Annotated in this window: 26 protein-coding genes; 9 read left to right on the forward strand and 17 right to left on the reverse strand. The window is 63.4% G+C overall.

Annotated elements, in window-relative coordinates; translation table 11 throughout:
• Window positions 1–91: 91 nt before the first annotated feature.
• Window positions 92–712 carry a c-type cytochrome gene (locus C515_RS0113025; protein WP_028455900.1) on the reverse strand — a complete coding sequence of 207 codons (621 nt, stop codon included), beginning with the start codon at window positions 710–712 and terminating at the stop codon, window positions 92–94.
• Between the two features lie 111 nt (window positions 713–823).
• Here C515_RS0113025 and yihA point away from each other — a divergent pair, with 111 nt between their 5' ends.
• On the forward strand, window positions 824–1,474 hold the full coding sequence (yihA, locus tag C515_RS0113030; RefSeq protein WP_028455901.1) for a ribosome biogenesis GTP-binding protein YihA/YsxC: 651 nt from the start codon (window positions 824–826) through the stop codon (window positions 1,472–1,474).
• Window positions 1,475–1,738: 264 nt separating this feature from the next.
• On the opposite strand, the gene C515_RS0113035 is transcribed toward yihA, so the two are convergent.
• The 6 genes from C515_RS0113035 to C515_RS0113055 form a co-directional block, all read right to left on the reverse strand.
• Window positions 1,739–2,164, reverse strand: coding sequence for a hypothetical protein (locus C515_RS0113035; RefSeq protein ID WP_028455902.1), 426 nt, complete (start codon window positions 2,162–2,164; stop codon window positions 1,739–1,741).
• Window positions 2,165–2,355: 191 nt separating this feature from the next.
• Window positions 2,356–2,670, reverse strand: a complete 315-nt coding sequence (locus tag C515_RS0113040) for a hypothetical protein (RefSeq protein WP_028455903.1) — start codon at window positions 2,668–2,670, stop codon at window positions 2,356–2,358.
• Window positions 2,657–4,489 (reverse strand): DUF3987 domain-containing protein, encoded by a 1,833-nt coding sequence (locus C515_RS20970; protein ID WP_051304920.1) that lies wholly within the window; start codon window positions 4,487–4,489, stop codon window positions 2,657–2,659. The genes C515_RS0113040 and C515_RS20970 overlap by 14 nt, the downstream gene beginning before the upstream one ends.
• Window positions 4,490–4,492: 3 nt before the next feature.
• Window positions 4,493–4,744, reverse strand: coding sequence for a helix-turn-helix transcriptional regulator (locus C515_RS20975; RefSeq protein WP_043649473.1), 252 nt, complete (start codon window positions 4,742–4,744; stop codon window positions 4,493–4,495).
• Window positions 4,741–5,121, reverse strand: coding sequence for a hypothetical protein (locus tag C515_RS23600; protein WP_144290457.1), 381 nt, complete (start codon window positions 5,119–5,121; stop codon window positions 4,741–4,743). The genes C515_RS20975 and C515_RS23600 overlap by 4 nt, the downstream gene beginning before the upstream one ends.
• Window positions 5,122–5,255: 134 nt before the next feature.
• The gene (locus tag C515_RS0113055) at window positions 5,256–6,557 is read right to left on the reverse strand and encodes a tyrosine-type recombinase/integrase (RefSeq protein ID WP_028455904.1); all 1,302 of its coding nucleotides are present in this window, start codon (window positions 6,555–6,557) and stop codon (window positions 5,256–5,258) included.
• Window positions 6,558–6,860: 303 nt separating this feature from the next.
• Between C515_RS0113055 and metF the strand changes: the two genes are divergently transcribed.
• Complete coding sequence (gene metF / locus C515_RS0113060) at window positions 6,861–7,697, forward strand: methylenetetrahydrofolate reductase [NAD(P)H] (protein ID WP_028455905.1); 837 nt, start codon at window positions 6,861–6,863, stop codon at window positions 7,695–7,697.
• A gap of 251 nt (window positions 7,698–7,948) precedes the next feature.
• Window positions 7,949–9,094 (forward strand): dienelactone hydrolase family protein, encoded by a 1,146-nt coding sequence (locus C515_RS20980; RefSeq protein ID WP_051304921.1) that lies wholly within the window; start codon window positions 7,949–7,951, stop codon window positions 9,092–9,094.
• A 90-nt stretch (window positions 9,095–9,184) separates the two neighbouring features.
• On the opposite strand, the gene C515_RS0113070 is transcribed toward C515_RS20980, so the two are convergent.
• Together C515_RS0113070 and C515_RS0113075 are read right to left on the reverse strand one after the other, a co-directional pair.
• Window positions 9,185–9,685, reverse strand: a complete 501-nt coding sequence (locus C515_RS0113070) for a GNAT family N-acetyltransferase (RefSeq protein ID WP_028455906.1) — start codon at window positions 9,683–9,685, stop codon at window positions 9,185–9,187.
• Window position 9,686: 1 nt separating this feature from the next.
• Window positions 9,687–10,292: a TetR/AcrR family transcriptional regulator gene (locus C515_RS0113075; protein ID WP_028455907.1), complete on the reverse strand. Its 606-nt coding sequence runs from the start codon at window positions 10,290–10,292 to the stop codon at window positions 9,687–9,689.
• Window positions 10,293–10,460: 168 nt separating this feature from the next.
• Between C515_RS0113075 and C515_RS0113080 the strand changes: the two genes are divergently transcribed.
• Genes C515_RS0113080 through C515_RS20985 form a run of 3 tightly spaced genes read left to right on the forward strand, consistent with a single transcriptional unit; the run spans window position 10,461 to window position 16,261 of the window.
• Window positions 10,461–11,687 (forward strand): efflux RND transporter periplasmic adaptor subunit, encoded by a 1,227-nt coding sequence (locus C515_RS0113080; RefSeq protein WP_028455908.1) that lies wholly within the window; start codon window positions 10,461–10,463, stop codon window positions 11,685–11,687.
• A gap of 12 nt (window positions 11,688–11,699) precedes the next feature.
• Complete coding sequence (locus C515_RS0113085; protein WP_028455909.1) at window positions 11,700–14,828, forward strand: efflux RND transporter permease subunit; 3,129 nt, start codon at window positions 11,700–11,702, stop codon at window positions 14,826–14,828.
• A 2-nt stretch (window positions 14,829–14,830) separates the two neighbouring features.
• Window positions 14,831–16,261, forward strand: a complete 1,431-nt coding sequence (locus C515_RS20985; RefSeq protein ID WP_081686941.1) for an efflux transporter outer membrane subunit — start codon at window positions 14,831–14,833, stop codon at window positions 16,259–16,261.
• 98 nt (window positions 16,262–16,359) lie between these two features.
• Here the strand turns inward: C515_RS20985 and yidD are convergent, their stop codons facing one another.
• From yidD to C515_RS0113115, 5 genes are all read right to left on the reverse strand, one after another.
• Entirely contained in the window at window positions 16,360–16,809 is a 450-nt protein-coding gene (gene yidD / locus C515_RS22640; RefSeq protein WP_051304923.1) for a membrane protein insertion efficiency factor YidD, read from the reverse strand.
• Window positions 16,810–16,812: 3 nt separating this feature from the next.
• Window positions 16,813–17,409, reverse strand: a complete 597-nt coding sequence (locus tag C515_RS0113100) for a 2OG-Fe(II) oxygenase (protein WP_028455910.1) — start codon at window positions 17,407–17,409, stop codon at window positions 16,813–16,815.
• Entirely contained in the window at window positions 17,406–19,421 is a 2,016-nt protein-coding gene (locus C515_RS0113105; protein ID WP_028455911.1) for a site-specific recombinase, read from the reverse strand. The genes C515_RS0113100 and C515_RS0113105 overlap by 4 nt, the downstream gene beginning before the upstream one ends.
• Window positions 19,422–19,447: 26 nt before the next feature.
• Window positions 19,448–20,320 carry a fructosamine kinase family protein gene (locus tag C515_RS0113110; RefSeq protein ID WP_028455912.1) on the reverse strand — a complete coding sequence of 291 codons (873 nt, stop codon included), beginning with the start codon at window positions 20,318–20,320 and terminating at the stop codon, window positions 19,448–19,450.
• A gap of 65 nt (window positions 20,321–20,385) precedes the next feature.
• Complete coding sequence (locus tag C515_RS0113115) at window positions 20,386–21,273, reverse strand: LysR family transcriptional regulator (protein WP_028455913.1); 888 nt, start codon at window positions 21,271–21,273, stop codon at window positions 20,386–20,388.
• Between the two features lie 102 nt (window positions 21,274–21,375).
• Between C515_RS0113115 and C515_RS0113120 the strand changes: the two genes are divergently transcribed.
• Complete coding sequence (locus C515_RS0113120; RefSeq protein ID WP_051304924.1) at window positions 21,376–22,161, forward strand: SDR family oxidoreductase; 786 nt, start codon at window positions 21,376–21,378, stop codon at window positions 22,159–22,161.
• 109 nt (window positions 22,162–22,270) lie between these two features.
• Here C515_RS0113120 and ubiT read toward each other — a convergent pair whose 3' ends face one another.
• From ubiT to ubiU, 3 genes are all read right to left on the reverse strand, one after another.
• Entirely contained in the window at window positions 22,271–22,702 is a 432-nt protein-coding gene (gene ubiT / locus C515_RS20995; protein WP_043649478.1) for a ubiquinone anaerobic biosynthesis accessory factor UbiT, read from the reverse strand.
• A gap of 21 nt (window positions 22,703–22,723) precedes the next feature.
• Window positions 22,724–23,608: a U32 family peptidase gene (locus C515_RS0113130; protein WP_211234055.1), complete on the reverse strand. Its 885-nt coding sequence runs from the start codon at window positions 23,606–23,608 to the stop codon at window positions 22,724–22,726.
• Between the two features lie 128 nt (window positions 23,609–23,736).
• The gene (ubiU, locus tag C515_RS0113135) at window positions 23,737–24,738 is read right to left on the reverse strand and encodes a ubiquinone anaerobic biosynthesis protein UbiU (RefSeq protein ID WP_028455916.1); all 1,002 of its coding nucleotides are present in this window, start codon (window positions 24,736–24,738) and stop codon (window positions 23,737–23,739) included.
• A 463-nt stretch (window positions 24,739–25,201) separates the two neighbouring features.
• Between ubiU and gnd the strand changes: the two genes are divergently transcribed.
• Together gnd and C515_RS0113150 are read left to right on the forward strand one after the other, a co-directional pair.
• Complete coding sequence (gnd, locus tag C515_RS0113140; protein WP_028455917.1) at window positions 25,202–26,113, forward strand: phosphogluconate dehydrogenase (NAD(+)-dependent, decarboxylating); 912 nt, start codon at window positions 25,202–25,204, stop codon at window positions 26,111–26,113.
• Window positions 26,114–26,498: 385 nt separating this feature from the next.
• On the forward strand, window positions 26,499–26,758 hold a 260-nt coding region (locus C515_RS0113150; RefSeq protein ID WP_028455918.1), incomplete at its 3' end, for a transposase.

Raw genomic sequence — 26,758 nt, forward strand, 5'->3', positions numbered from 1 at the left:
TTGGTTCCGCGCCGGCCTTGCCTGACATTGCGATCGGGAGTCGCCCGCGAATCCGCTGCAGAAGCAGCAGGCCTGGTGGCGACCGCACGGCTTAATGCAGGGACTGGATGTACTCGGCCACCGCCTTGATTTCGGTGTCGGACATGCGTGCCGCGATATCCATCATCGGCTGGTTGTTGCTGCGTTCACCGGTGCGGAAGGCCTTCAGCTGCTCGGCCACATAACCGGCGTGCTGGCTGCTCATGCGCGGATACTGCGACGGAATGCCGGCGCCATTCGGGCCGTGACAGGCCATACAGGCCGGTACGTTCTTGCTGGCGATGCCGCCACGGTAGATTTTCTTGCCGGCGGCGATCAGATCCTTGTTGGCAGCACCGCGTTCCTTGGGTTGCTGCTGGGCGAAATAGGCCGCCACATTGCGCATGTCGGCGTCAGACAGCGTGCTGGCGAAGCCCAGCATCACCGCGGCCTGGCCATTCTTGCGCTTGCCGGCCTTGAATTCCTGCAGTTGCTTGACGAGGTAGTCCGGATGCTGGCCGGCCAGGCTAGGATTGGCCGGAATGACGCTGTTGCCGTCGATACCGTGACAGGCGGCGCAGACCTGCTCGGCAATTACCTTGCCTTTGGTGACGTCGGCCTTGGTGGCGGCGCCGGCAAACGGCGTGGACAGAATCAGTGCTGCGAAAATGGCGGCAACCGGTGTGCGGCGCATGGTTTTGCTCCCTCGGTGAGGCATTCCGCCGGTCTTGCGCGGCGGTTGGAATCAATCAAATCCTGTTATTCTATAACAAGACTTTTTTCCAAACCACACTGGTCGTGCCTGATGTCGCTGTTTCGCGGATTGCAATTTCTCACCACCGTCAATGATTTGCGGGCGCTTCCCGACGAGGGAATCGAAGTCGCCTTCGCCGGGCGCTCCAACGCCGGCAAATCCAGCGCCATCAATACGCTGGCCAACCACACGCGACTGGCTTACGTTTCCAAGACCCCGGGTCGCACCCAGCATATCAACTATTTCGATTTCGGCCGTGAACGCCGTCTTGTCGACCTGCCCGGTTATGGTTATGCCGAAGTGCCGGAAAAAATCCGCGCGCACTGGGAAAGGCTGCTGGGTCTTTACCTGGTCAGCCGCCGCAACCTGATTGGTCTCGTGCTGATCATGGACTCCCGTCGCCCGCTGACTGCGCTCGACCGGCAGATGCTCGACTGGTTCCTGCCCACCGGCAAGCCGGTGCACTGCCTGCTGACCAAGTCCGACAAGCTCAGCAAGCAGGACAGCATCAAGATGCTGCGCGAGGTGGAAAAGGAATTCGCCGGCAATAGCCAGGTCACCGTCCAGCTCTTCTCCAGCCTGAAAAAGCAGGGTGTCGAGCGGGTGGAGGAGGTCGTCGGCGCGTGGTTTGCCAGCTATGCCGACGAGCAGGCCGCTGCCGCCGATGTAGTCGCTGCGCCGGATGTTACCGACGAGCGGTGAAAGATTGCGTTTGCATCTTTGCGAAAGATTCCTATTTTTCAATCAGGTGCGCCCCTGCACCTCCCGCTTTTCCTCCCTGAGCGGGTGTTCCGAGCATTCGGAACTCATTGCACCCCGGCTGTCCCCTTGAGCCGGGGTTTCTTTTTTTTGTGCAATTTCCTTTTTTATCAATGGTTTGCGATGTGGTTGCGTTGAGTAAATCGGCCAAGTCGGCCCCACGCCCCGACACACGCCCCGACAAAGTTTTTTGCTGGCGCTGCCCGGTCAGTCTGTCCGCGTGCGTGCTAAAGCCGCTTCCAGCGCAGCAAGGCGTGCGGCTAGCTCTGTAGTTTCGTGCACATCCACGCGGGTTTTCATGATGCCGACCAGCAGCGCGGCCAGATCAGCAGGCAGCTCGCCTTGCGCCGTCGCAGCAATCACGGCGTCGATCTTTTCAACCATGCTACCGTCCTGAGGAAAGGCGAACTCGACAAGTGGCGCGGTTGCCTTCGGAATCGGTGCCAGTCGTGCGAGAACTTCGATCATCGCCCTGCCGCTGCACGGATCGGCTGAATCCAACGCACGAGCCACAAGCGCATCAGCAAAGTCCTGTTCCGTCATGCCACGGGCTTGCAGCGATTCCAAAACGAGCTGGCGCCAGCCCTTTCCCCTGCGCCGCTGCGGCTGATTGTCTGCGCTGAATTTAGCCATCGCCGTAAATCTCCCGTATTTTCGATGCGCCAATGATAGCCGCAAACTATCGAATATTTAATTTGATAGATGCACGACATGATCGGGTGTTCTGATTTTTCAGGAGGCCATGCGGGTATGCTGAATTTTGAGCATACCCCCAAGAAAAAACCCGGCGCATGGCCGGGCTGTGAACGTTGGTAGAGCTGCCGCTATCCTCCCTCAAGCAAACGCAGGATGCCGGCCTCATGGTCGGATATCGCCTTTATCTGCTCGGCATTTGGGAACCGACTGCCGGGCAAAAGCGCGATGCTGGCGCGATGAATGCCCCAAAGCTCCAGTCGCACACCGTCCCCGGCAAGATGCATCAGCACGGCCTCAGCCGCCAGTGCTGCGATGATTTCCGCCTTGCTTGTGCGGATCAGTTCGGCCTGTTCAGCATTCGGGCGCGGGCTAACTTTCAGCCGGTCGCTATCCAGCAGCTCAAAGCTCAGGTCGGCCAGCATGGGCAGATCAGTAAATTTCATAGTCTGCCCCCTCCTGATCGTCCGCCGGGGGCGGTGCTGGATCGGCATCCGCAAAATTCAGGGCTTCCAGCGTGCTACTGCTATTCCCGCTACTTTTGCTACTTTCCGGCCCGTTGGATGCGGGTTTAGTAGCAGAAGTAGCAGAAGTAGCAGTAGCAGCCTCCGAAAATAGAAATAACGCCCCGTCACGCTCGGCCAGCCAGCGCCTGCGTAGCAGTTCGTCAATTGCCGCCGTGCGGCGCTGCTTGTTGCGTGATCCGCGCAGCTCCGACGTGCAGCCCTGAGCAATCACTGAACGTGTGAACGATGACAGGCACTTGTGCTGCATCCAGCGCAGCAGGCTTTGCGCGTCACGCTCGGTCTGACTCAGGCGAGCGCTTCCATTCGTGCGTGCCCATTCTGCTAGTGAGTAGTTGCACAAGGCGATAGCACGGCGCATATCGTCGGCGTCCACAACGGGCAGCGCCAGCCCTCCCTCGAACTGCCGCCAGCAGGCAAACACGGCGGCAATACGACGTGCCAGCTCTCCGGCACGACCGCCAAACGGGGCGATGTGCGCGTAATCGCCAAACTGCTCGATACTAGCTTCGATACGGTTAAACCACAGCCGCCAGACTTCCACGGCCTCGGATGTCATGGCGACGGCTGGCAGGGTTAGCCCGCCGTGTTCGTCGGTGTGGATCGCGTGGGCATCCATGGCGGCCAGCGTTTGCCAATAGGCGGCAAGGCGCTCGTCATCGGTGGCTTTGCGCTCAAGATCGCCCGGCTCGATAAAACGTGTCCCCGTCAGTGACTCAGGGGCGGCCAGCAAAAAGCGCGGAAAAAAGCCCTGCCCGGATAGCAGCGGATCGGCCATGGCTTCTCGGGCGACAATCGGCTGGCAGCTCAAAAACAAGCCGAAACGGATACCGAAACGAAACCCACTTTGCCCGTCGCCGATGCGGTCGCGCTCGCAGCCTGAGCCGTCAAACAAGCGCGTCAGGTTGCCAAGCGATGCGCGGCAGGTCTCCGACCTCAGGGAGTGCCCTCCCAGCGCGACACCGCCCTCATCCGTCGCCCAGCTCATCGCCGGCTGACTGCCACGCACAAAGTCACGAATGATCTTTTCCACCGTGCTTTCCCGGTACAGCGTGCGCGGATCGGGCGGGCATTGCGCCATGATTGCGGCGCGGTCTTTCGGTTTGGCGGCTGCGGCAGACTGCTCTAGCCGCTGGCATTCGGCGCGGTGTGCGTTGCGCTTCTCAATCTCGGACTTGGTGATGGGAGCTGTTGCCAGATTGAAGCATTCCGACTTGCGCCCACCGCTTTCGAGCAGCGTCAGCACAAACAGGCTGCATGGCATTTGCCCACCGCTTGGCCTGGGAGCGTCGACAAGGCGCTGCGCGATGTGCGCCACGGCTGCCAATACGGCCATGCCCGCCAGTGCGTGCGGCGCTTTGACGTGCTCGGCAATCGCGTCTGCTGCGTCCTGCATGATGCCCGGCAGGCAATCATCCGGCCATGGCGTTGCCGGAGCTTCCTCCTCGAACGGCTCCGGCGGCTGCGCGGCAGCATCGGTGATGAGGTGCGGCTCCTTCCCATGTATCGGCAGCGGCGCAGGCGGCCCGAAAACTTGGCGGCTGATTTGCGAAACTATTGTGTTATCGGCGTTGCGACCAGCTTTACGCAAGAAGTCTGCGCGTGCGTCTTCGTGGTCGTCAAACATCAACAGGCTGGACTCGGCAAGGGCCAGCAGCCTGCTATAATCGTCACCGTGAAACGTCTGCCCGATGTGTTCCACAGCCCCGCCGGCCAGCGGGGTTTTTTGTTGGTCGATCATGCCTTAGCCCCCCTCGAAAACGCGGTCGAGATAGGCTTGCAGATCGGCGGTTTTGCTCAGGGTGACTGCGGGGCTTGGCTTTGCAGGCGCGGGTATTTTTCCGGCGGCAATCAGGCGCCAATAGTGGGCAAGGCTGATTCCCAGAAATACGGCGGCGTCACGCGGGCGCAAGGCTGGCGGGAATTGGCCGAACTTGGCGGCAAATGCTTGTGCAGCGCTTTGGGTGCTGGCTTTGGATGCGGTGCGGGTCGTCATTGCGCGGCCTCCAAAGTGCGGATGCTGGCAATGCTTGCGAGCAATAGAACGTTGCTCAGGCGGGGCAGATCAGGCGTGCGATATGGCTCTGGGTCGGGATCGCCGCCACCTCCTGAAGCGGCTTTCTTGGCTGCATTGCGGCCTGTAGCACGTGTTTTTGGCGCAACGGAACGGCTATTGCCGGAACGGCTAAAAACGCGGCTAATGGCCGTTGCAGCGGCGGCAACACGCTGGCGTACCATGCTCATGATGCGCTCGCCAGCCTCAAACGCCATTACAGTTGCCCGGCTTAGGCCAGCATAACGGCTTGCAGGGTGCTCCTGTTCATATGCCGCCAGCTCAGCGTCGCTCATTTCAAAGTCATTGATTGATACCATGAGAAGTTCTCCTGATTTGTCTGCCGTAGTACACCTGCATGTCTTGTTCGATGAAATGCTAATTGCGGATCGGACATGGCAGAGTGCATACGCATTTTACTTCAAGGAGGCACTGTAAGACGGCAAGCGGCGCATCAGGCACGGCGCAGACTCACGACATTGCCGGCCTCTGGGTTGGCGAGTAATTCCAGCCTTGCGCCCAGCAAATCAAACGCGGCCTTGCGCTCGGGCAGGTATTGCTGGCGCTGATAGGTTGCCGTCACCCGGTTGCGCTCTTGATGGTTGAGGCACTTGTCGATCACCGACGGCAGCACGCCCAAATCGCCCATCATCGTTCCAGCAGTGCGGCGCAAATCGTGCGCAGTCCAATCGCCGGACAGCGCCAGCGTGCCGTTTTGTCTGGCAAGGTGAATACGCCTGCTCAGATAGCCGTGCCGGATTGGCTGTTGCTCGCTCTTGTCGGGAAACAGCCAATCACCGGGCGAGACTTCCCGCAAGAGTTTGAGGGTGTCGAGTGCAAACGCGCTCAAGTGAATCAGGTGCGCCTTGCTGTTCTTGGATCGCGCCTCGGGCAAAGTCCAAACACCGGCAGCCAAATCAAACTCAGCCCAGCGTGCCTCGCAAGCCTCACTAATGCGGCAAGCCGTCGCCAGTATCAGCCGCAGCGCCAGCCGCCAGCGTAGCGGCATGGTCTGATCCGCCAGTAGCATCCTTAGCTCGGCTTCACTCAGTACCCGTTCCCGCATCCTGTCCCGCGTGCCAATTTTTGCTTTTTCAACTTCGGCGGCAGGATTGCAGCCGGTAGGCACAAGGCGCAAGGCACGCGCCCAGTTGTATATCCGGCCTGCATCAGCGGCGAGGATATAGGACTGAAACCCCGCGCCACGTTCATTTACCTTCTGCATCGCGCCGATAATCATTTCCGGGGTGACTTCATCGGCCAGAACATCGCCAAAGGCGGGCAGTGCGTCCTTGCGATGCCGGCGCATCATCTCGCCCAGCCGCTTCAGCTTGCCAGTGTGCGCGGCTTCATAGCGGCTCACCAGATCGGCATAGGTCAAGCGAGCCGCCTTTCTGGCGGCCTCTGCGGCCCTTTCGCGGGCTTCTGCTTCTGCTGCTAGCCTTGCGGCCTCGGCTGCTTCCCGCTCGCGCTGGCGCTGCGCCAATGGGTCTATTCCGTCGCGTACTTGATGCCGGTACTCGTCGCGCAGCTTTCGGATGGCGCTCAGGTCATCAGCCGGCCATGCGCCACAAGAAATTTCGCGCAGCTTGCCAGTCTCCGGGCTGCGGAATTGATAGGTGAAACCGACTGACAGCGGATCGCCGGCAAACACACGCCCGGTCAGCCCGCCACCATCGGCCAGCTTGTCGCCCTTGTTCCCAGGTTTCAGCTTTTTGAGCTGCATCACGCTGATCTGATTTTCCGCCTTTGCCATATCCACGCCCCGACAAAATGAGCCACGCCCCGACACACGCCCCGACAAAATTTGGGGGTTTGATGATGCTGAATGATACGGCAAGATTCAAAGGAAAAGAAGTAACCAAGCAAAATCAAAGATTTGCGATGGTTTTTGAGGTTGAGTGATACGGCAAAATATCCAGAGGGAACCCCTTGAGCCGGGGTTTCTTTTTTTCTCGGGGCATGAGTGCGGCTAAGGCTGGGGTGAGAAGGCTTCATGATGAATGAGTCGGCTGAATGGTACGATTTAGTCTGAATTTCATTCATGAACCCCGCCAGCATGAGCACCAGCCGCCCACCAATCAGTTTCGAGTTCTTTCCTGCCAAAACGCCCGAAGGGGCTGCGCGTCTGCGCACCACCTGCCAGCAGCTGGCGCAGTTCCGGCCCGAGTTTTTCTCGGTGACCTTCGGCGCTGGCGGCTCGACGCAGGATGGCACGCTGGCTGCCGTGCTCGATATCCGCAATGCCGGCCATGCCGCCGCGCCGCATCTGTCCTGCATCGGGGCGACACGGGAGGGCATCCGCGCGCTGGTGCAGAACTACAAGGAGCACGGCATCCGCCACATCGTGGCGCTGCGCGGCGACATCCCGTCCGGCATGGTCGAGATGGGCGACTTCCGCTACGCCAATGAGCTGGTGAGTTTCCTGCGCGCGGAATTCGGCGACTGGTTCCACATCGAAGTCGCTGCCTATCCGGAATTTCACCCGCAGGCACCGAGTGCCGAGGCCGACATCCGCAATTTCGTGAACAAGGTGAACGCGGGCGCGAATGCGGCAATCACGCAGTATTTCTTCAATGCGGATGCCTACTTCCGCTTTGTCGACGCAGTGACGGCGCGCGGTGTGAGCATTCCCGTCGTTCCCGGCATCATGCCCATCCAGAATTTCAGCCAGCTCGCGCGTTTTTCGGAAATGTGCGGCGCCGAGATTCCGCGCTGGCTGCGCCTGCGCCTGCAGGCCATGGGCGATGACGTGGCGTCGATCCGTGCTTTCGGGCTGGACGTCGTCACCGAGCTCTGTGACCGGCTGCTGAGCAATGGCGCGCCGGGGCTGCATTTCTACACGCTGAATTCCGCCGGCGCGGTGTCGACCATTTGCCAGCGACTTGGTTACTGAAGGCTGTCTGCCGTTGGAAAATGATGAGTCCTGGCCGCGCTCCAGCAATGGGCAATGCCTTGCATGAAACATGCATTGCAGAATCAATGGCTTGCTTTGCTTCGTTGCGCTTTTTTCCCGGATTCGCCGCGAAAACGTCCTGCTCAGCCGCATGCTGCGATTGATCGCCGACAAGGTCAGTGAAGGTCGCAATTGGTTGGCCTGCCTGCATTATGCTAATGTCCCGCGTTATTTCCTTGTAAGGAATTGCGGTGAAAAATACGGGCTGGATTATTGGCATGGTGCTGGCGTTATCGTCGGCCTGCATGGCGGGGGAAGAGCTGCCGCTGCGCAAGGATCTGAACGAGTCCGTCGAGATGATCAGGGTCAAGCCGGGCATTTTCGGCTTTGCCCTGGAAACAACCCTGTTCAAGCCGGATGGGCCAGGGCCTTTTCCGCTGGTGGTGATCAATCATGGCAAGGAGTTTGGCTTGCCAGCGCATCAGCCGCGCAGTCGCTACTCGCTGATTGCCCAGGAATTCCTGCAGCGCGGGTATGCCGTGGCCTTGCCGATGCGTCGTGGTTTTGCCAATTCCGGCGGCATGTTTCCGGATGGCAGCTGCCAGAATCTCGCGCCGATTGCCGAGCAGCAGGCCGATGACATCGAGCGCGTGATTGCCTATTTCCGCCAGCAGCCGGATATCGATGCCGAACGCATTCTGGTCATCGGCCAGTCTGCCGGTGGCTTTACCAGCATGGCCTTGGCCAGTCGCGAGATCGCGGGAGTGAAGGCCGTGCTGAATTTTGCCGGCGGCCTGCGCTTTACCAGCCTGGAATGCAACTGGGAAAGTGCGCTGAAGAATGTCTTTGCAGGCCTGGGCAAGCGCGCCAGGGTGGATTCCATGTGGTTCTATGCCGAAAACGACAGTCTTTTCCCGCCCGAGCTGGCTCGCAGCCTGCACGCAACGTATCGCGAAGGTGGTGGCAAGGCGGAGTTGGTGCTGTATCCGCCTTTCCGCCAGGACGGGCATGGCATGTTTGGCACGCGCGAGGGCCTTGAGCAGATCTGGTGGCCGAAGGTCGAAGCATTCTTGCAGGCGCGCGGCTTGCCGACCAAGGTGCTTGGCGCCCGCTATCGCGATCTTCCCGTGCCCCCGCCCAGCGGCCACGCCGAGAGCGCCAAGGATTTCAATGCCTTCCCCTTGAGCAGCGAGCAGTGCAAGAATCTGTATCGCCAGTTTGTGGCGACCGCACCGCTGCCCAGGGCCTTTGCCGTCAGCGATGATGGGGCTTGTGGCGCCTGGGCCGATTACGAGGAACCGGCTCCGCGTGCGCTGCAGTACTGCCGGCAATATGCCAAGCGGGATTGTCATCTGTACCTGGTCAACGACACCGTGGTTTGGCCGGTACAGAATTGATTCCGGGGTATTTGCTTCAAGGTATTTGCAGTGATGGGGTTGCGGGCCATACCCCCTCCGATTTCCCTTGCCGCTTACCCGCGCTTGCCGTCACGGATGGCGGTAAATGTGCCAGGGGCTGCCGCGGAATTCGACCTCCTTCTCGAAGCGCGCGCCAACGGCGCGGGCTAGCGTGATCGATGGCAGGTTTTCGGCATTGATGAAGCTGATGGGCGGCTGCGGCAAGTGTTCGCGCGCCATGGCCTGAATGGCGCGCACCGCTTCGCTGGCATAGCCCTGGCCCCAGTGTTCGCGCGCCAGCAGCCATTTGATCTCGGTTTCCGGCCAGTCGTTCGGGTGCCAGAGACCGGCGGCGCCCAGCACCCTGCCGCTGGCGCGCTCCTCGATCGCGTAGGGGCCGTAGCCGCGCAGGGCCCAGTGGCCGGCCATGCTGGCCATCGCGCGCCAGCTTTCGCCCTCGCTGAGCGCGCGGCGGAAGGTGAAGCGCGTGCAGGCCTCATCCGCGTAATGCGCATGCAGCTCCGGCCAGTCGTCGTGGCGGAATTCGCGCAAGATAAGCCGTTCGCTGGCCAGCTGGCGGGGGATGGTCATGTCAGCTCTCGACGATTTGCTGGAGGGTGCGGCGCAGGACTGTCAGTACCTCGTCGCGGTGCAGGCGCGAGCTGACGAGGCCGCGCAGGCTCAGGCCGTAAAACAGCGCAATGATGGTTTCGCGCCGGGCGAGCATCTCGTTCTCCGGCAGGGCGGGCAACTGGCTGCGCGCCTTGTTCATCAGCTGGCTGCCCAGCACGGCCAGCGCGTCGTCGGATTCGCGCATGATGCGCGCGACATTCGGGTTGCGGGCCGCTTCCGCAAGGATTTCCAGCTGCAGGGCGGTGTTGTTGGCATCCAGGCTGTCGTCCAGGCCGGTTGCGGCGTAGTCGATGATGGCCTGGATGGCGTTGTCGGCGTCGAGCATGGCCTGCAGCAGCGCGCGTGTCTTGTCCTGCTCGGCGGCGACAAAGGCCGCGATGATCGCTTCCTTGTTGGCGAAGTAGTGATAGATGTGGCCCACGCTCATGCCGGCGGCACGCGCAATGTTGGCCATGCTGGCGCCATGAAAGCCGGATTGCCGAAAGCACTGTGCGGCGGCGCACAGCACCTGGTTGCGGCGGGTTTCGGCCCGACAGGGCTCGCTGCAGGATTTTTCGCTGGTCATTTGGCTTTGCACACGGATTTGATTGTCATGCAATCGTGATATTTCCTGCATTGTACCCGCTTGTTTCGCAAGGGTAAAAAAATATAGAATGAACGTTCATTCTAATTTTTGCGGCGGGCCGTGTACTCCTTCCTGTCTGCCGCGCAAGCTTCCATAGCGAGAGAAACCATGAGAATCAAGCATCGGGTATTACCGCTGGCCGTGCTGCTGGCGCTGCTGGGCGCAGTGCTGACGGGCTGCAGCGGCCAGGGCGGGCCGGCGCAGGGTGGGGCGCCCGGGCCGGCCGAGGTTGGCGTCGTCACGCTCGCGCCGCGCAGTGTCCGGATCGAGCGCGAGCTGCCAGGGCGCGCCAGTCCCTTCCGGGTGGCGGAAATCCGCCCGCAAGTCGGCGGCATCGTGCAAAAGCGCCTGTTTGCCGAAGGCGGCGAGGTCAAGGCGGGCGAGCTGCTCTACCAGATCAACCCCGAGGTGTATCAGGCGGCATTCGACAGCGCCAAGGCCACGCTGGCCAAAGCGGAAGCCAATCTGATGACGCTGAAGCTGAAGGCCGAGCGCTACAAGGAGCTGGTCGCGATCAACGGCGTGAGCAAGCAGGAACACGACGATGCGCAGGCCGCCTGGCTGCAGGCGCAGGCCGATGTGGCGGCCGCTAAGGCTGCGCTGGAAAGTGCGCGCATCAATCTGGCATATAGCCGCATCACATCACCGATTGCCGGTGTGATTGGAAAGTCGTCAGTTACCGAGGGTGCGCTGCTGGCGGTGGGCCAAGCCGCGCCGCTGGCTACCGTGCAGCAGCTTGATCCAATCTATGTCGACATCAGCCAGTCCAGCGCCGAGCTGCTGCGCCTGAAGCGCGAATTCGGCCAGCAGGCCGGCAAGGCCGGCATTCCGGTCCAGATCGTACTGGAAGACGGCAGCACCCACGCCCAGCCGGGCAAGCTGGAATTCACCGACGTGACGGTCGATGCCGGCACGGGCGCGGTCAGCCTGCGCGTGCTGGTGCCCAATCCCAAACATGACCTGCTGCCGGGCATGTTCGTGCGCGCACGGTTGCAGCAGGCTGAGGTGAAGGACGCGCTGCTGGTGCCGCAACAGGCAGTAAGCCGCACGCCCAAGGGCGAGGCTACCGTGATGGTGGTTGGCAGCGGCGACAAGGCCGAAGCCCGCGTGGTGGAGGCCAGCCGCACGGTGGGCAACCAGTGGCTGGTCAGCAAGGGGCTGGCTGCCGGCGACCGCGTGATTGTCGAGGGTTTGCAAAAAGTGCAGCCGGGTATGCCTGTGAAGCCCTCTGCTGCAAATACCTTGCCGGCAGTACCTGCTGATGTATCTGGGGCGTCTTCCCCGGCTTCGGCCCCGTCCGCGGCGTCTGCTGCGTCGGCATCGGCCGTCAAATAAGGAGCAGGATCAATGGCACGTTTTTTCATTGACCGGCCCATTTTCGCCTGGGTGATCGCGCTGATCATCATGCTGGGCGGTCTGCTGGCCATCCGTGGCCTGCCGGTCGAGCAGTATCCGGCCGTCGCGCCGCCGGCGGTCACCATCCAGGCCTTCTATCCGGGTGCTTCCGCGCAGACGGTGGAAGATTCGGTGACGCAGATCATCGAACAGAAAATGAAGGGCATCGACGGGCTGCGCTACATCAGCTCGAGCAGCGACCAGAACGGCAGCGTCAGCATCACGCTGAGCTTTGAGGCGGGCACCGATCCGGACATCGCGCAGGTGCAGGTGCAGAACAAGCTGCAGCTCGCCATGCCGCAGTTGCCGCAGGAAGTGCAGGCACAGGGCATCAGCGTGTCGAAATCGTCGGCCAGCTTCCTGATGGTGCTGGGTTTCGTGTCGGAAGACGGCAGCATGGACAAGACCGATCTGGCCGATTATGTCGCTGCCAATGTGCAGGACCAGATCAGCCGCGTGCAGGGCGTCGGCGACGTGCAGCTCTTTGGGGCGCAGTACGCCATGCGCATCTGGCTGGACCCGGAAAAGCTCAGCCACTACCAGCTCACCACGCTGGACGTGATCCACGCTGTGCAGGCGCAGAACGCGCAGGTGTCCGGCGGTCAGGTCGGCGGTGCCCCCTCCGTACCCGGCCAGCGCATGAATGCGGCAATCATCGCGCAGACGCGTCTGCAGTCGGTCGAGCAGTTTGAGCGCATCCTGCTGAAAACCAACGCCGCCGGTGGCCAGGTGCGCCTGTCCGACGTGGCACGGGTCGAGCTGGGCGCGGAAAGTTATGATATCGACAGCCGCTTTAACGGCAAGCCGGCCACCGGCCTGGCCGTGAAGCTCGCCACCGGTGCCAATGCGCTGGCAACGGCCGAGGCCGTGCGCGCCAAGATGGCCGAAATGCAGCCTTACTTCCCCAAGGCCATGCAGGTGGTCTACCCGTATGACACCACGCCTTTCGTGAAGATCTCGATCGAGGAAGTGGTGAAAACGCTGGTGGAAGCCATGGTGCTGGTGTTCCTGGTGATGTACCTCTTCCTGCAGAATTTCCGTGCCACGCTGATCCCGACGATTGCCGTTCCGGTCGTGCTGCTGGGAACGTTTGGCGTGATGGCGGCGCTGGGTTTCTCGATCAACACGCTGACGATGTTCGGCATGGTGCTCGCCATCGGTCTGCTGGTGGATGACGCGATTGTCGTCGTCGAAAACGTCGAACGCGTGATGAGCGAGGAAGGGCTCTCGCCCAGGGAGGCCACGCGCAAGTCGATGGACCAGATTACCGGCGCGCTGATCGGGATTGCGCTGGTGCTGGCCGCCGTTTTCGTGCCAATGGCCTTCTTTGGCGGCTCGACCGGCGTGATTTATCGCCAGTTCTCGGTGACGGTGGTGTCGGCAATGCTGCTGTCGGTGGTGGTGGCGCTGACATTGTCGCCCGCGTTGTGCGCGACGCTGCTCAAGCCCATCGAGAAGGGCCACAGTTATGGCGAGAAGGGCTTCTTCGGCTGGTTCAACAAGATGTTCGACCGTGGCAACCAGCGCTACCAGAACGTGGTCAGCCGCTGGCTGGCGAAAAGCGGCCGCTACATGGTCGTGTATCTGGTGATCGTGATCGCGATGGGCGCGCTGTTTGTGCGCATGCCGACGTCCTTCCTGCCGGAAGAAGACCAGGGCATCCTGTTCTCGATGGTGACGCTGCCGCCGGGCAGCACGCAGGAACAGACCGTGGCCGTGCTGAAGAAGGTGGAAGACCACTTCCTGAAGGATGAAGCCAAGTCCGTGAACTCGATTTTTACCGTGGCCGGCTTCAGTTTCGGTGGCAGCGGGCAGAATGCAGGTATCGGTTTTGTGCAGCTCAAGCACTGGGACGAGCGCAAGTCGCCCGACCAGCATGTCGGCGCGATTACCGGCCGTGCCTGGGGCGCCTTCAGCCAGATCAAGGAGGCGATGGTGTTTGCCTTTGCCCCGCCGGCGATTGTCGAGCTGGGCAATGCCTCCGGCTTCGAACTGCAGCTGCAGGATCGCGGTGGTGTCGGGCATGCGAAGCTGATGGAAGCGCGCAATATGTTGCTGGGGATGGCCGCGCAGGATCCGAACCTGATGGGTGTGCGCCCGAACGGCCAGGATGATTCGCCGCAGTTGCGCCTGCACATCGACCAGGAAAAGGCCACGGCGCTGGGCGTGTCGCTCGCGGACATCAACCAGACGCTGTCCACGGCCTGGGGCTCGGCCTATGTGAACGATTTTGTCGATCGCGGCCGCGTGAAGAAGGTGTATCTGCAGGGCGAGGCCGCCAGCCGCATGGCGCCGGAAGACCTGAACGACTGGCAGGTGCGCAATGCCAGCGGCCAGATGGTGCCCTTCTCGGCCTTTGCCAGCACCAGCTGGGAATACGGCTCGCCCTTGCTGAACCGCTACAACAGCGTGCCTTCGGTGAATATCCAGGGCGCGGCCGCGCCGGGCAAGAGCTCGGGTGACGCGATGGCGGCGATGGAGGCGCTGATCGCCAAGTTGCCGCCCGGCATCGGCTACGAGTGGACGGGGCTGTCGCTGGAAGAGCGCGAATCGGGTGCGCAGGCGCCGGCGCTGTATGCGCTGTCGCTGCTGATCGTTTTCCTGTGTCTGGCCGCGCTGTATGAAAGCTGGTCGATTCCGTTTGCGGTGATGCTGGTGGTGCCACTGGGCGTGATCGGCGCCCTGCTGGCGGCAACCGGGCGTGGCCTGTCGAACGATGTGTACTTCCAGGTCGGCTTGCTGACGACGATTGGTCTGGCGACGAAAAACGCCATTCTGATCGTCGAATTCGCCAAGGATCTGCACGAGCAGGGCCAGGAGCTGATCAGCGCGACACTGGACGCGATCCGCATGCGCCTGCGCCCCATCCTGATGACTTCGCTGGCCTTCGCCTTTGGCGTGCTGCCGCTGGCCTTGAGCCAGGGCGCGGGGTCGGGCAGCCAGAACGCCATCGGTACCGGCGTGCTCGGCGGCATGATCAGCGCCACGGTACTGGGGATTTTCTTTGTTCCGGTGTTCTTTGTGCGCGTGCGCCGCCGCTTTGCCGGCAAGCGCGCCGCCCCGGCCGGACAGGAGCAATAACAATGCAAACAATGATGACACGCGGCGCGGCCGCCGGTCTGCTGCTGGCGCTGCTCGGCGGCTGCGCCAGCCTGGCGCCGGATTACCGGCAGCCCGAGCTGCCGGTTCCGGCAGGCTTCACCAATCAGGTATCTGATGGGTATGCGTCTGCGGCCAAATCAGTAAATGAGCTGCAGGCCAATACCCTTGATGAAAATGCCTGGCGGCAATGGTTTGCCGACCCGGCGCTGCAGGCAACGATCGCGAAGGCGCTGGCCAACAACCGCGACTGGCGCATCGCCATGCTCAACGTCGAGAAGGCGCGCGCGCAGTACGGCATCGCGGCGGCGGACCGCTGGCCGACCTTGAGCGCCGACGGCAGCGGCACGCACCAGCGCCGCCCTGCTGATAACGGCGGCCAGCCGCAGGTCAGCCATGACTACGCCGCGGTGGTCGGCATCAGCGGTTTCGAGCTGGATCTGTTTGGCCGCGTGCGCAACCTCAGCGACGCCGCCTGGCGCAGTTATCAGGCCAGCGGCGAAGTCGAGCGCAGCGCGCGGCTCAGCCTGATCGCCAATGTTGCCAACGGCTGGTACGCGCTGGCCGCCGAGCAGGAAAGGCTCAAGGTCGCCGAGGCCACGCTGGCCAGCCGGCGCGACACGCAAAAGCTGATCGAACGGCGCTTTGCCGCCGGCATCAGCGGCGAGCTGGAGCTGCGCGAAGCGCAGACGCAGGCCGAAACGGCAGCGGTCGACGTCGAACGCTATCGCACGCAGGTCGCGCAGGCGCGCAATGCGCTGCAGCTGCTGGTCGGCGCGCCCGTCGAGGCCACCAGCCTGCCGGCGGGCTGGCAGGACAGGGCGGTGCCCGGCGTACCGCCGGTGCCGGGCAATCTGGCCTCCGACGTGCTGCTCGCCCGCCCCGATGTGCGCGAGGCCGAACAGCGCCTGCGCGCGGCGGACGCCAATATCGGCGCGGCGCGCGCGGCCTTCTTCCCGCGCATCACGCTCACCGCCAATGCCGGCGCCGCCAGCAGCGAGCTGAGCCAGCTCTTCCAGGCGGGATCGGGAAGCTGGCTGTTCATGCCGCAGATCAGCCTGCCGATCTTCGACGGTGGTCGCAACCAGTCCAATCTGGACGCGGCCAAGGCTGATCGCGAGCTGGCGGTGGCGAGCTACGAAAAGGCCGTCCAGACGGGTTTTCGGGAAGTCGCCGACGGCCTCGCGCAGATCGATGGCGACGCCGGGCAGCTGGCCGCGCAGGCGCGCGTGCTCGCCGCAAGCGGCCAGGCGCTGAAGCTGGCGCAGGCGCGCTTTGAAAAAGGCGTGGCCGGCTACCTCGACGTGCTGATCGCCCAGCGCAGCCACTACAGCGCGCAACTGGTACAGATCGCCCTGCAGCAGCAGCAGGCGGCCAACCAGATCGGCTTGTACAAGGCGCTGGCGCTGTACTGAGCGCCATGGCGCTGCAAACAAAACGGGTGAACTGTGGTTCACCCGTTTTGTTTGCAGCGGGTGACCAAACGTCACTGCCGCTGTAAGGCCGAGCCAACCTAACTGGCGCTGGTGCCACTCGCGCGTTCAGGCGCTTGCATGTGTCGGGGTGTCTGGCGCTGGTTTTTGCCGGGCAGGTGCACGGCGTGCTGTTTCTTGCGTCGCTTGCGCGAGAACCAGTCGCAATTGCAGCAATCCAGCGAATCAGCCGGCGAACAGTTCCCGAAATCGGGCAGGTCGCAGCCGCAATCGCAGTCACCGCGCTGGGCCGGCAGCATGCTGGCCAGTTGCAACTGCTCCAGGTGACGGCGATAGGCAATGCTGCAACGCTGCAGGCGCAGCCGCAAGATCAGATAGCCTTGCCAGCAGCCGAAGCGGCGTATCGCGCGATAACCCAGGTGCGAGCAGCTGCAGCGGCCCGTATGAACCCGATATGCACAACGAAAGCCCTTTCGTGGCGAGATCAGGCGCTGGTAGCCGCGTATGAGCAGGAGGGCGAGATCTCGCATGGCTCAACGGCGCCGGTACCACCCGGTCAGCGACAGCCGCTCGCGCCGTGCTGGAATGACCTCATGCTCGAAGCGGTTCGACAGGAAGGTGACCAGCGTGCCGCCGGCCGGCTGCACCTCGTGGTGGCTGCCGTCGTCCAGATAGATGCGCAGCTGGCCGCCGTCGCTGTCCTGCCAGTCGGGCGGATTCAGGTAGAGCACGACGGTGATGACGCGGGTGTCCTGATTGCGGTGCTGGTCGAGATGGCGCTGGTAGAAGCCGCCGGGCGGGTAGGCGGCGAAGTGCAGTTCCAGCTCGTTGAGGCCCAGATACAGCTCGCGGTTGAGCTGCTGCTGGTAGTCGGCGAAACGCTGCATGACAAAACCCAGCTCCGGGTCGTCGTTGCTGACCCACAGCACGGTGTCGCGGCGGATGTCGTCGCGCACCGTCTGGCCTGCCGCCCGACCGATGCCGGCGCGGTGGAAATCGCCGCGCCGCGCCTGGCAGAGTGCGGCCAGCCGTGTGACTTCCTCCGTGCTCAGAAAGCCGCGCGCTTCGGCCCAGCCCGTGCTGGCCAGTGCGTCGATGAGCGCAGGCAGGTCTGCTCCGGTGACGATCATGCCTTGCCCTCGTCGGCGGGTGCGTGCTCCACAGCGGCCTTGGGCTGGCGCGGCGCGATGAAGAAATCCTGCGGCCGGGTGAAGAAGCGCTTGATCACCAGGCCCAGCAGCGGGCGCAGCTCGGAGAGCAGACGCTGGCGCGAACGCATCGCCGTCCACAGCGCCAGCGTGAAGCTGACGATCAGGTTGGTGGCGCCGATGACGGCCACGCCGCCCAGGCCCAGCAGCAGGATGAACCCGTCGATGTTGAAATCGACCGCGACGGCGACAAAGGCGATATTGGCCGACGAGAAGGTGATGTGGCGGATGTCCAGCGGCAGGCCGAGCAGGAAGCCGACAAAGCCGGTGAGGCCCAGCATCATGCCGAAGTAGAAATTGCCCGCCAGTGCGCCAAGGTTGTGCTCGACATAGCGGCCCAGCCGCCAGGCACGGTGTTCGCCCAGCACGCGCACGAGCAGTGGGTGGGCGGCGATGCGTTCCGGCAGGCGGTGATAGAGTGCCTTGTTGTCGTAGTAGCCGGAAATCAGCCCGGCCAGGAACAGCCACACGCCGGCGATGGCCGCGTGCGCCAGGCCAAAGCCCTCGATGGGGCGCAGGTCGTGCAGCAGATGACCGGCCTTTTCCAGGCTGACCACCGGCTCGCCGAACTGTTGTGCCCACAGCCAGCCCAGTGCCAGCGCCACCGGCATGGCCAGCAGCACATTGCCCATGATGGCGATGAACTGCGTGCGCGCCACTTTCACGATCAGGTCGACCAGCGCCCGGTAACCCTCGGCGCTCTTGCTGCCGGGCGGCGGCAGCGTGGCGGCAATCGTCGCTGCCGTCATGGCCGGCTGCTTGGTGGCGATCGTGCAGTGCAGGAGGTGGACGATGATGAAGCCGATGCCGTAGTTCAGGCCGAAGGCCACGGCCTCGATCAGCGGTGGCAGATGGGCCTTGGTAATGAGGATCTTCAGCAGCGCCATGAAGCCGACGATGATGCCGGCGCCGGCGGCGGCGCGGAACATGGCCAGCCATTCGCGCCGCGATTCGGTGATGTAGTGCTCGCCGGTGTGGCTGGCGTGCTCGGTGACCTGCAGCGCCAGCAGCTCGGTGTTCTGGCGCAGCACGTCGCGCAGGCTGTGCTTGCGGTTTTCCGCCTTCACCAGCTGCAGGAAGAGGCGCAGCTGCGATGGGCCCCAGTTGGGTGAGGGGATGGGGTCGACCAGCTCGAGCAGCGTCTGCATGCGCTCGATGTGCTGCTCCAGCCGCAGCAGGTGGTAGGTGAGGCTGACCGACACGCCATGCTTGAGCGCGTGCTTGCGGATGCGCGCGATCTGCGCCGTGCACTGGTCGAGCAGCACCATGATGTGCTTCTGGTCGTCGTCGAGTTCCTTTTCCTCGACCAGCGCCTTGCGGTAGTTCTCGACGAAGCTCAGTGTCTCGACATTCTGGCGCACGAAGGGCGATTCGAAGCGCTCCATATCCGGTGCATTCTGCACCAGCTCGGGCTCCAGCCCGATGGTGGCAATGCGGCAGGACAAGACCTGGATGGCCTCCAGTCTTTGCAGTTGGCTGTAGCGATCTGGCAGGTATGTGGCGCCAAGCAAAAGACTGCGGCACAAATCGGCCCACACCCCATAGGGTATTTCAGCAAGCCAGACATGGTCGTCCTTGCGGTGAAAGACCAGGCCGAACACGTCCTTCAGCAGCTCGGGGCGCGGCTTGATGGGCAGCAGGCGCTCGCCGATGCGGCGGCGCAAGCCGGTGAGCAGCGGTTCGTTGGAAAGAATGCCGGTATCGGTGTACAGCTGCACCTGCCGCGTCTTGCCCAGCAATTCCTCCAGCTGCTGGCGAAAGGCCAGCCGGTAGGATTCGTTCTGTTCAAGCAGAAAGGACAGCGCGCGCAGGTTGTTGACGGCCGTGGCGCTATCGTCGGCCTGCCTGGGGCGGATGGCGTCGACCAGCGCGCCCAGATTGGGCAGCGCATTGTCGGCAGGGTTGCCGACCATGGTTTGCAGGATGGACTCCATGGCTTCCTTGTGGTGAATGGCGCAGCTCAGCCGCGCAATTCGGCGAGCAGCTGGCTGATCATCTGCCTGGCCTGGCTTTCATAAGCGCCGCCAAACAGATTGCAGTGATTCAGGATGTGGTAAAGATTGTAAAGGCTGCGGCGTACCTTGTAACCGGAATCAATACCCCACGCCGCGTCGTAGGCGGCGAGAAAGCGACCGCCAAAACCGCCGAACAGTTCCGTCATCGCCAGATCGCATTCGCGGTCGCCGAAATAGCAGGCCGGGTCGAAGACCACCGGTGTGCCATCGGCGAGCCCCGCCGCATTGCCGCCCCACAGGTCGCCGTGCAAGAGGCTGGGCTGCGGCGTGTAGCCGCTGAAAAAGGCCGGCAGCGCGTCGAGCAGGCGCGCTTCCTGCTCGCCAAAGCGCACGCCATTGCGCCGCGCCAGCGCGAATTGCGGCATCAGCCGTTCCTCGCGCCAGAAGGCGATCCAGTCCGTGTGCTGGCGGTTGCTCTGCGGCGTGCTGCCGATGGTGTTGTCGATATGCCAGCCGAATTGCCGCGCCGTGATGCGATGCACGGCGGCCAGCGCCGCGCCCATTGCCGCCGGCTCCGGGCTGCCGCGCATCTCCAGCCACTCCAGCACCAGCCAGGCCGTGTCGCCGCTGACGCCTTCCGCGATCACCTCCGGCACTCGCATGCCGGCGGCCAGCGCGCGCAGGCCTTCGGCTTCGGCGACAAACATCGCGTGCAGGCGGGCGCGGTTGGTTTTGACAAAAAATCGCCGCGAGCCATCACCCAGCACAAAGGCATCATTGATGCAGCCGCCGCCCACGCTGCGCTGCTGGCGGGCATGGAAGGGCTGGCCGGTGGCTTGTGCGATTGCGTGTTCCAGATCGCGTAATGGCTCGAACATTGCGAAGCTCCCGTTTACCGCTTGGCCCAGCTTAACTTGCTTGGCCTGACTCGCCTTGCCCTGCGTCAGGCTGGCTGGCGGAAGAAATCAATGAAGGCCCGCAGCGGGCCTGACACATGTCGTGCGCGCGGGTAGTAGAGCTGGAAATGCTCGCGCGGCGGGGTGCAATCCGGCAGCACCCAGGCCAGCTCGCCGCTGGCGACCTTCGGAGCAAGCCAGTCGCGGTAATGGAAGCAGATGCCGGCGCTGGCGCAAGCCGCGTCGAGCAGCAGGTCGAAGTCATCGAAAACCAGTTTGCCGCGTGTCTGCAGCAGCAGCTTCTGCCCGTTTTCCCGCAGCTCCCACGGGCAATGGCTGCCGCTGGGAAAGCGGAATTGCAGGCATTCATGCGCCAGCAGCTCGTCCGGGCGCTGCGGCTCGCCGTGCGCGGCGAGGTAGGCGGGGGCGGCGGCCAGCGCGAATTTGACCGGCGCGCCGACCGCCACGGCGACCATGTCGAGCGCCAGGCTTTCGCCAAAGCGCACGCCGGCATCAAAGCCCTCGGCCACGATGTCGACCAGTGCATCGCTGCAGACGATTTCCAGCGCAATGTCCGGATAGGCGGCCAGCCATGCCGGCAGACGCGGGGCAATCAGCAGCCGGCTGGCCGCGCGCGGGATGTTCAGGCGCAGCCGGCCGACCGGCTTGTCGCGCTGCGCGTTCAGGAGGTCGAAGGTCGCGGCGATTTGCGCCAGCGCCGGCTCCAGCCCGGCCAGCAGCTGTTCGCCGGCCTCTGTCGCGCTGACACTGCGGGTGCTGCGCTGCAGCAGGCGGATGCCGAGCTGTTCTTCCAGCCGTGACAGCGTATGGCTGAGCGCCGACGGCGTGATGTGCAGCTGCTGCGCGGCCTTGCGAAAGCTGCGCAGCCGCGCCACACAGGCAAACGCGTAGAGGTCGTTGAGATTTTGCTGCATTGGTGAATTTTATTCAGCTGGCCTTGCGTGATTATGCGGATTGTTTCAGCAAAATCCCAGCGGGATACTGGGCATCCCTTGAATCGCAGCAGGAAATCCCTCATGAACACCACGACCCAACACAGCACGACCCAGCCGACCCTGGCCGGCAAAACCGCCCTTGTCACCGGCGCTTCGTCCGGCATCGGCCTGGCCTCCGCCCGCGCACTGCTCGCTGCCGGCGCTGTACGTGTTTACATCACCGGCCGCGATGCGGCGCGACTGGCCACCGCCGCCGCCGAGCTGGGCGAACGCGCCGTGGCGCTGCGCGCGGATTCCAGCCTGCCGGGCGATCTCGATGCGCTGCGCGCGGCGATTGCCGCTGCCGGCGACAGCCTCGATGTGCTGTTCGTGAATGCTGGCGTCGCGCATTACAACCAGCTGGGCGCGACCAGCGAAGCCGAGTATGCGCGCATTTTCGACACCAATGTGAAGGGCGTGTTCTTTACCGTGCAGGCGCTGCTGGGCGTGCTCGGCGACGGTGCGAGCATCGTGCTCAATGCCTCGGTGGCGTCGAGCAAGGGCATGGCCGGGCTGGCGCTGTACAACGCCTCGAAGGCCGCCGTGCGCTCGTTCGCGCGTACCTGGGCCAATGAGCTTAAAGATCGCCAGATCCGCGTCAACGCAATCAGCCCGGGCGTGACGCTCACCGGCATCCAGGCGGGCGGGCTGGGGCTGGATGCGGCGCAGATGGCCGGGCTGGAGGGGTTCGTGCGCGATACCGTTCCCGCCGGCCGCATTGCCGCCGCTGACGAAATCGCGCAGGCCGTGCTGTTTCTGGCTTCGCCGGCCGCAAGCTACGTCAACGGCAGCGAGCTGGCCGTGGACGGCGGGCTGGCGCAGATCTGATCGCGCGCCTTTGGGCTGTAACGGGCATGCCCGCGGGGCCTTGCGGAGCGCGGGCGGGCCAACAGAACCTGCCCCGCTGCTGCGGCCGGGGCAGCAATGGGCGGATTGATCAGATCGCCAGCCGGCTGCGCAGCGGGTCGGGCAGGAAGGCCAGCAGCGGCTCGAAATCGGTGGCGTCCATCAGGTTTTTCAGCTGCAGCCCCAGCTCGGTGTCACCAGAAATGGTCAGCCGGCGCTGGAAGAACAGCGTGTCCGGGTCTTCCTGGCGGCGGGCGATGATCCAGTAGTCGGCGAGGCTGGCGCTGAACACCACGTCCGCCGGCTGGCTGGCGAGCACGAAATGCTGGCCGTCGAAGGAAAAGGTGACTCCGCAAGCCAGGTCGCTGATTGCCATGCGCACGCGGCGGCCGGTCAGCCAGGCAAAATCCTCTTCCGGCCACAGGCGGCGGCGCACGAGATTGAGTGCGGTGACTAGCGCCAGCGTCGGCGGCGCTTCGGGCAGTCGCGACAGCACGGCGACGACGGGCTGGGGGATATTCATGGGTATGTCCTTGTAACCTTTTTAAAGATTGGGTTGCGTGGCAATACCGGCCTGCCCATGCCAGTAGCCATTGACCAGCCCCTGCGGGTGCAGCGCGGCCAGATCGCTGCGGGCGTCGGCATTGGCCAGCCGCGCGGCGAAGGCGGCGACGACCTCGCGGCAGTGCGTGGCCTGCGGGCTGATGCGCAGGTAGTCGATGCCGGCCAGCTGCGCGAGGTCGTCGTACAGGCTGTGGCAGGCCGCGCTTTGCGTCTGGATGCCGTTGATGCGCAGGAAGGGCTGACCCTCGCGGGTATCGACCGGCATGCCGTCCGGATGCTCGAGGCACTTGAACTGGCAGTCGTCCTTTTTCAGGTTGTAATGGCGGGCGGCAAAGCAGCGTGCCGAGAAGGCCAGCGGCAGGTGGCCGTGGCCGAACACTTCCGTTTCGATGGCGCAGCTTGTCTCGGCCAGGATCGCTGCAACGGTAGCGCGGCCGGCTTCCAGCGGCGGCATCCAGCGCGTCGCGCCCTGAGCGGCGAACCAGTCCAGCGCCGGGCCGTTGTAGATGTTCAGCGTGGCGCCGGCGACAAAGGACACGCCGGCCTTGCGGGCGATCTCGACGGCGCCGAGGTCGTTGGCCTCGATCATCCCGCCGGCGTCGGCCAGCCGCCGGAGCCCCTGCAGGTCGCTGGCCGACTCCAGCAGCGCCTGCGTGCTGTAAACGACCTGCTTGCCGGCCTGCGCCAGCTCCGTTCCCAGCGCCAGCCAGTCGGCGCTCTTCACTTCATGGCGGCGCGAACAGACGACTTCGCCGAGGTAAACGACGGCCACCGGCCAGGCGGCGACCTCAGCGTAAAAATCGAACACCTGCGCGCGCGGCCAGTAATACAGGTTTGGTCCAAGGGTGAGTTGCATTGAGTTCATCCCGAAATCAAAGGACTTGAACCACAGAGACACAGAGGGGCACAGAGAAAGACTGACGACAAGGCAATCGTGATCTTGTTTGTGCTTGTCCTCTGTGTTCTCTGTGCCTCTGTGGTGATTTGTTTAGCTCAGCGCCACGGCCGCGAATAGGCGCCCAGTGTCTGCTGGTGGCCCTCGGAAACCTTGGTCAGCGCATCCTGCCAGGCCGGCTTCACCGAATAGTGGGCATCGCCGGCGGCATCGAGCGCGGCGCGCAGGGTGCCGGTGACTTCGGCGGTGTAGGCCGGGCTGCGCTGGCGGCCCTCGACCTTGATGGCGGCGACGCCGATCTTCAGCAGCTCGGGCAGGATGGACAGGGTGTTGAGACTGGTCGGCTCTTCCAGTGCATAGTAGGTATCGCCTTCCACCGCAAAGCGCCCCTTGCACAGCGTCGGATACCCTGCGGGCTCGCCGTCTTCGAACTGGTCGATCAGGATGTCGTTCAGCCGTGTTTTCATCTGTGCGCCATCCGTTTCCCAGCGCACGGAACCGGCTGGCGAACAGACGCCGTGGGTGTTGGGCGACTGGCCGGTGGCGTAGCTCGACAGGATGCAGCGGCCCTCGGCCATCACGCACAGGCTGCCAAAGCCGAAAACCTCGATCTCGACCGGGGTATTCTTGATCACGTACTCGACCTGCGGCAGCGTCAGCACGCGCGGCAGCACGGCGCGGGAAACCCCGAAACACTCGTGCGCCATGTTGATCGCCGCGAAATTGGTCGCCGAGCCCTGCACCGACAGATGGCGGCGCAGCGACGGATGGGTGTGAAAAGCGTAGTCCAGCAAGCCAAAATCGGCGAGAATAACGGCATCTGCGCCGATTTCCGCCGCGCGGTCGACCGATTGGCGCCACTCGGCCACCCGGCCGGCCTGCGCATAGGTATTGATGGCGATCAGCACCTCGCGACCATGGCGGTGCGCATAGGCGATGCCATCCGTGAGCTGCTGGTCGGTGAAGTTGAGCCCGGCGAAGTTGCGGGCATTGGTGGCGTTCTTGAAGCCGACATACACCGCGTCGGCGCCGCGATCAACGGCGGCTTTCAGCGCGGGCAGGCTGCCGGCGGGGCAGATCAGCTGGGGTTTGCGGGGCATGGCGGGGTTTCCCGGACAGGATGGCCAGAGCTTAGAGCGGGCGTGGTGCCGCAGCTTTAACGCAGGTCAAACCTGCCGGTGCCAGCCGCGCGGCAAAGTGCCTAGGCCGCTGCGCCCCTTTGGCGTATTGACAGGGCGCGGGCAAGGAAATGGCGTGTACCGATCCGGTACACGCCGCAAAGGCGGCAAAGCCCCTCGCACCTGCCGCAGACCGGCGGGCTGCACTTCCGCACCGGTTTGTTGTTACCCACTCAAGGGAGACAGCTGCAGGATACGGGCTTGCCGCTGCCGGCGCCTTAATGCAGGTCAAGCTCGCGGCATGTCGCGCGGGCAGGGTTTTTCCCCGATTGGCGCGTGCGCCCTGCGCTGGCAGGCTGGCGCGGATTGCCAATCGGCTTTATTGTTGATGTTTGATTGATTTGAGATGGCGGGGCTGACCCGCCCGTACGGAGAGAAAGACACGATGAATATTGCAATGATCGGCCTGGGCAAGATGGGCGGCAACATGGCGCGCCGTTTGGCACGCGGTGGCGCAACCGTGTTCGGCTTTGACGTAAGCAGCGCCACCCGCGAGCAGCTCAGCGGCGAGTTTGCCAATATCCGTACGTTTGCCTCGGTGGCCGAAACCGTCGCCGCCATGCCGGCGCCGCGCGTGGTGTGGATGATGCTGCCGCACGGCGAAATCAGCGAAAACACGCTGAGCGAGCTGAAGACGCTGCTGGCGGAAGGCGACGTGATCGTTGATGGCGCCAACGCCATGTACAAGGACAGCCAGCGCCACGCCGCCGAACTGGCGGCCGTGGGCCTGAAGTTTGTCGATGCCGGCGTGTCGGGTGGCATCTGGGGCCAGTCCAACGGCTACACCATCATGCTGGGCGGCAGCGATGACGCCGTCGCGCTGGTCAAGCCCTACGTCGCGCTGCTGGCGCCGGATGCCGAGCGCGGCTGGCTGCACTGCGGCCCGGCCGGCGCCGGCCACTACACCAAGATGGTGCACAACGGCATCGAGTACGGCATGATGCAGGCCTTCGCCGAAGGCTTCGCACTGTTGAAGGCCAAGGAAGAGCTGCAGCTGGATGTGGCCGAAATCGCCGAAGTCTGGCGCCATGGCTCGGTGGTGCGTTCCTGGCTGTTGGACCTGACCGCCGATTCGCTGGCCCGTGACAAGGAACTGGCCGATCTGCAGCCGTATGTGCCGGATTCCGGCGAAGGCCGCTGGACGGTGCTGGAGTCGGTGGAACTGGGTGTGCCGACCCCGGTGATCGCCGGCGCGCTGTATGCACGCTTCGCCAGCCGCGGCAACGACGATTACGGCATGAAGTTGCTGCAGATGATGCGCAACGCCTTTGGCGGTCACGCCATTGCCAAAAAATGACCTGATTAGGTAGCCAGCTCAGCAACTCGTCATGCCGGCGTCCCACGGGGATAACGGATTGTTCTTTGCTGAGGTAGCTACCACATCAAGAAAGGGATTGCGACCACGCCAGCGCCACGACGTGATCGCGTCCGGCCTGGCGCCGGGCTGCCGGGTGGCTGATCGCCGCCCAATAAAAAAACCCCGCGAAATTGCGGGGTTTTTTTATTGCTATGTCCCAGAACCATGTTGTGTCACAGAACCATGAGCAACCACTTCATCATACCGGCGTCCCACGGGGATTTCCTGCGGCCAAAGCCGGTATCCAGACTGTAGGGCACCTCGAAAAACTCCTGCAGCCCAAGCGTGTAAACTGGCATCCGTACAGAATTCGTAAGATACAACCATGAAGCGCCGCTCTGCCATCAAAACCGACCTGTTTGCCGCTGATCTCCATCGCGACAAGATCGACGATCTGGGCGATCCGCTGCAGCGCATTGAGTGTCACATCGATTTTATGGCGTTGGCACAGCGGGTTGATGAAACGGCACCGAGGCCGATTAGCCTGCTGGGCGGACGGCCGCCGTTTCCGACGGAAACCATGGTGCGCATTTTGCTGCTCAAGCGCCTGTACAACCTGTCGGACGAGCAGATGGAATTCCAGTT

The organism is Chitinilyticum litopenaei DSM 21440 (genome assembly GCF_000428145.1).
GTDB classification, from domain to species: Bacteria; Pseudomonadota; Gammaproteobacteria; order Burkholderiales; family Chitinibacteraceae; genus Chitinilyticum; species Chitinilyticum litopenaei.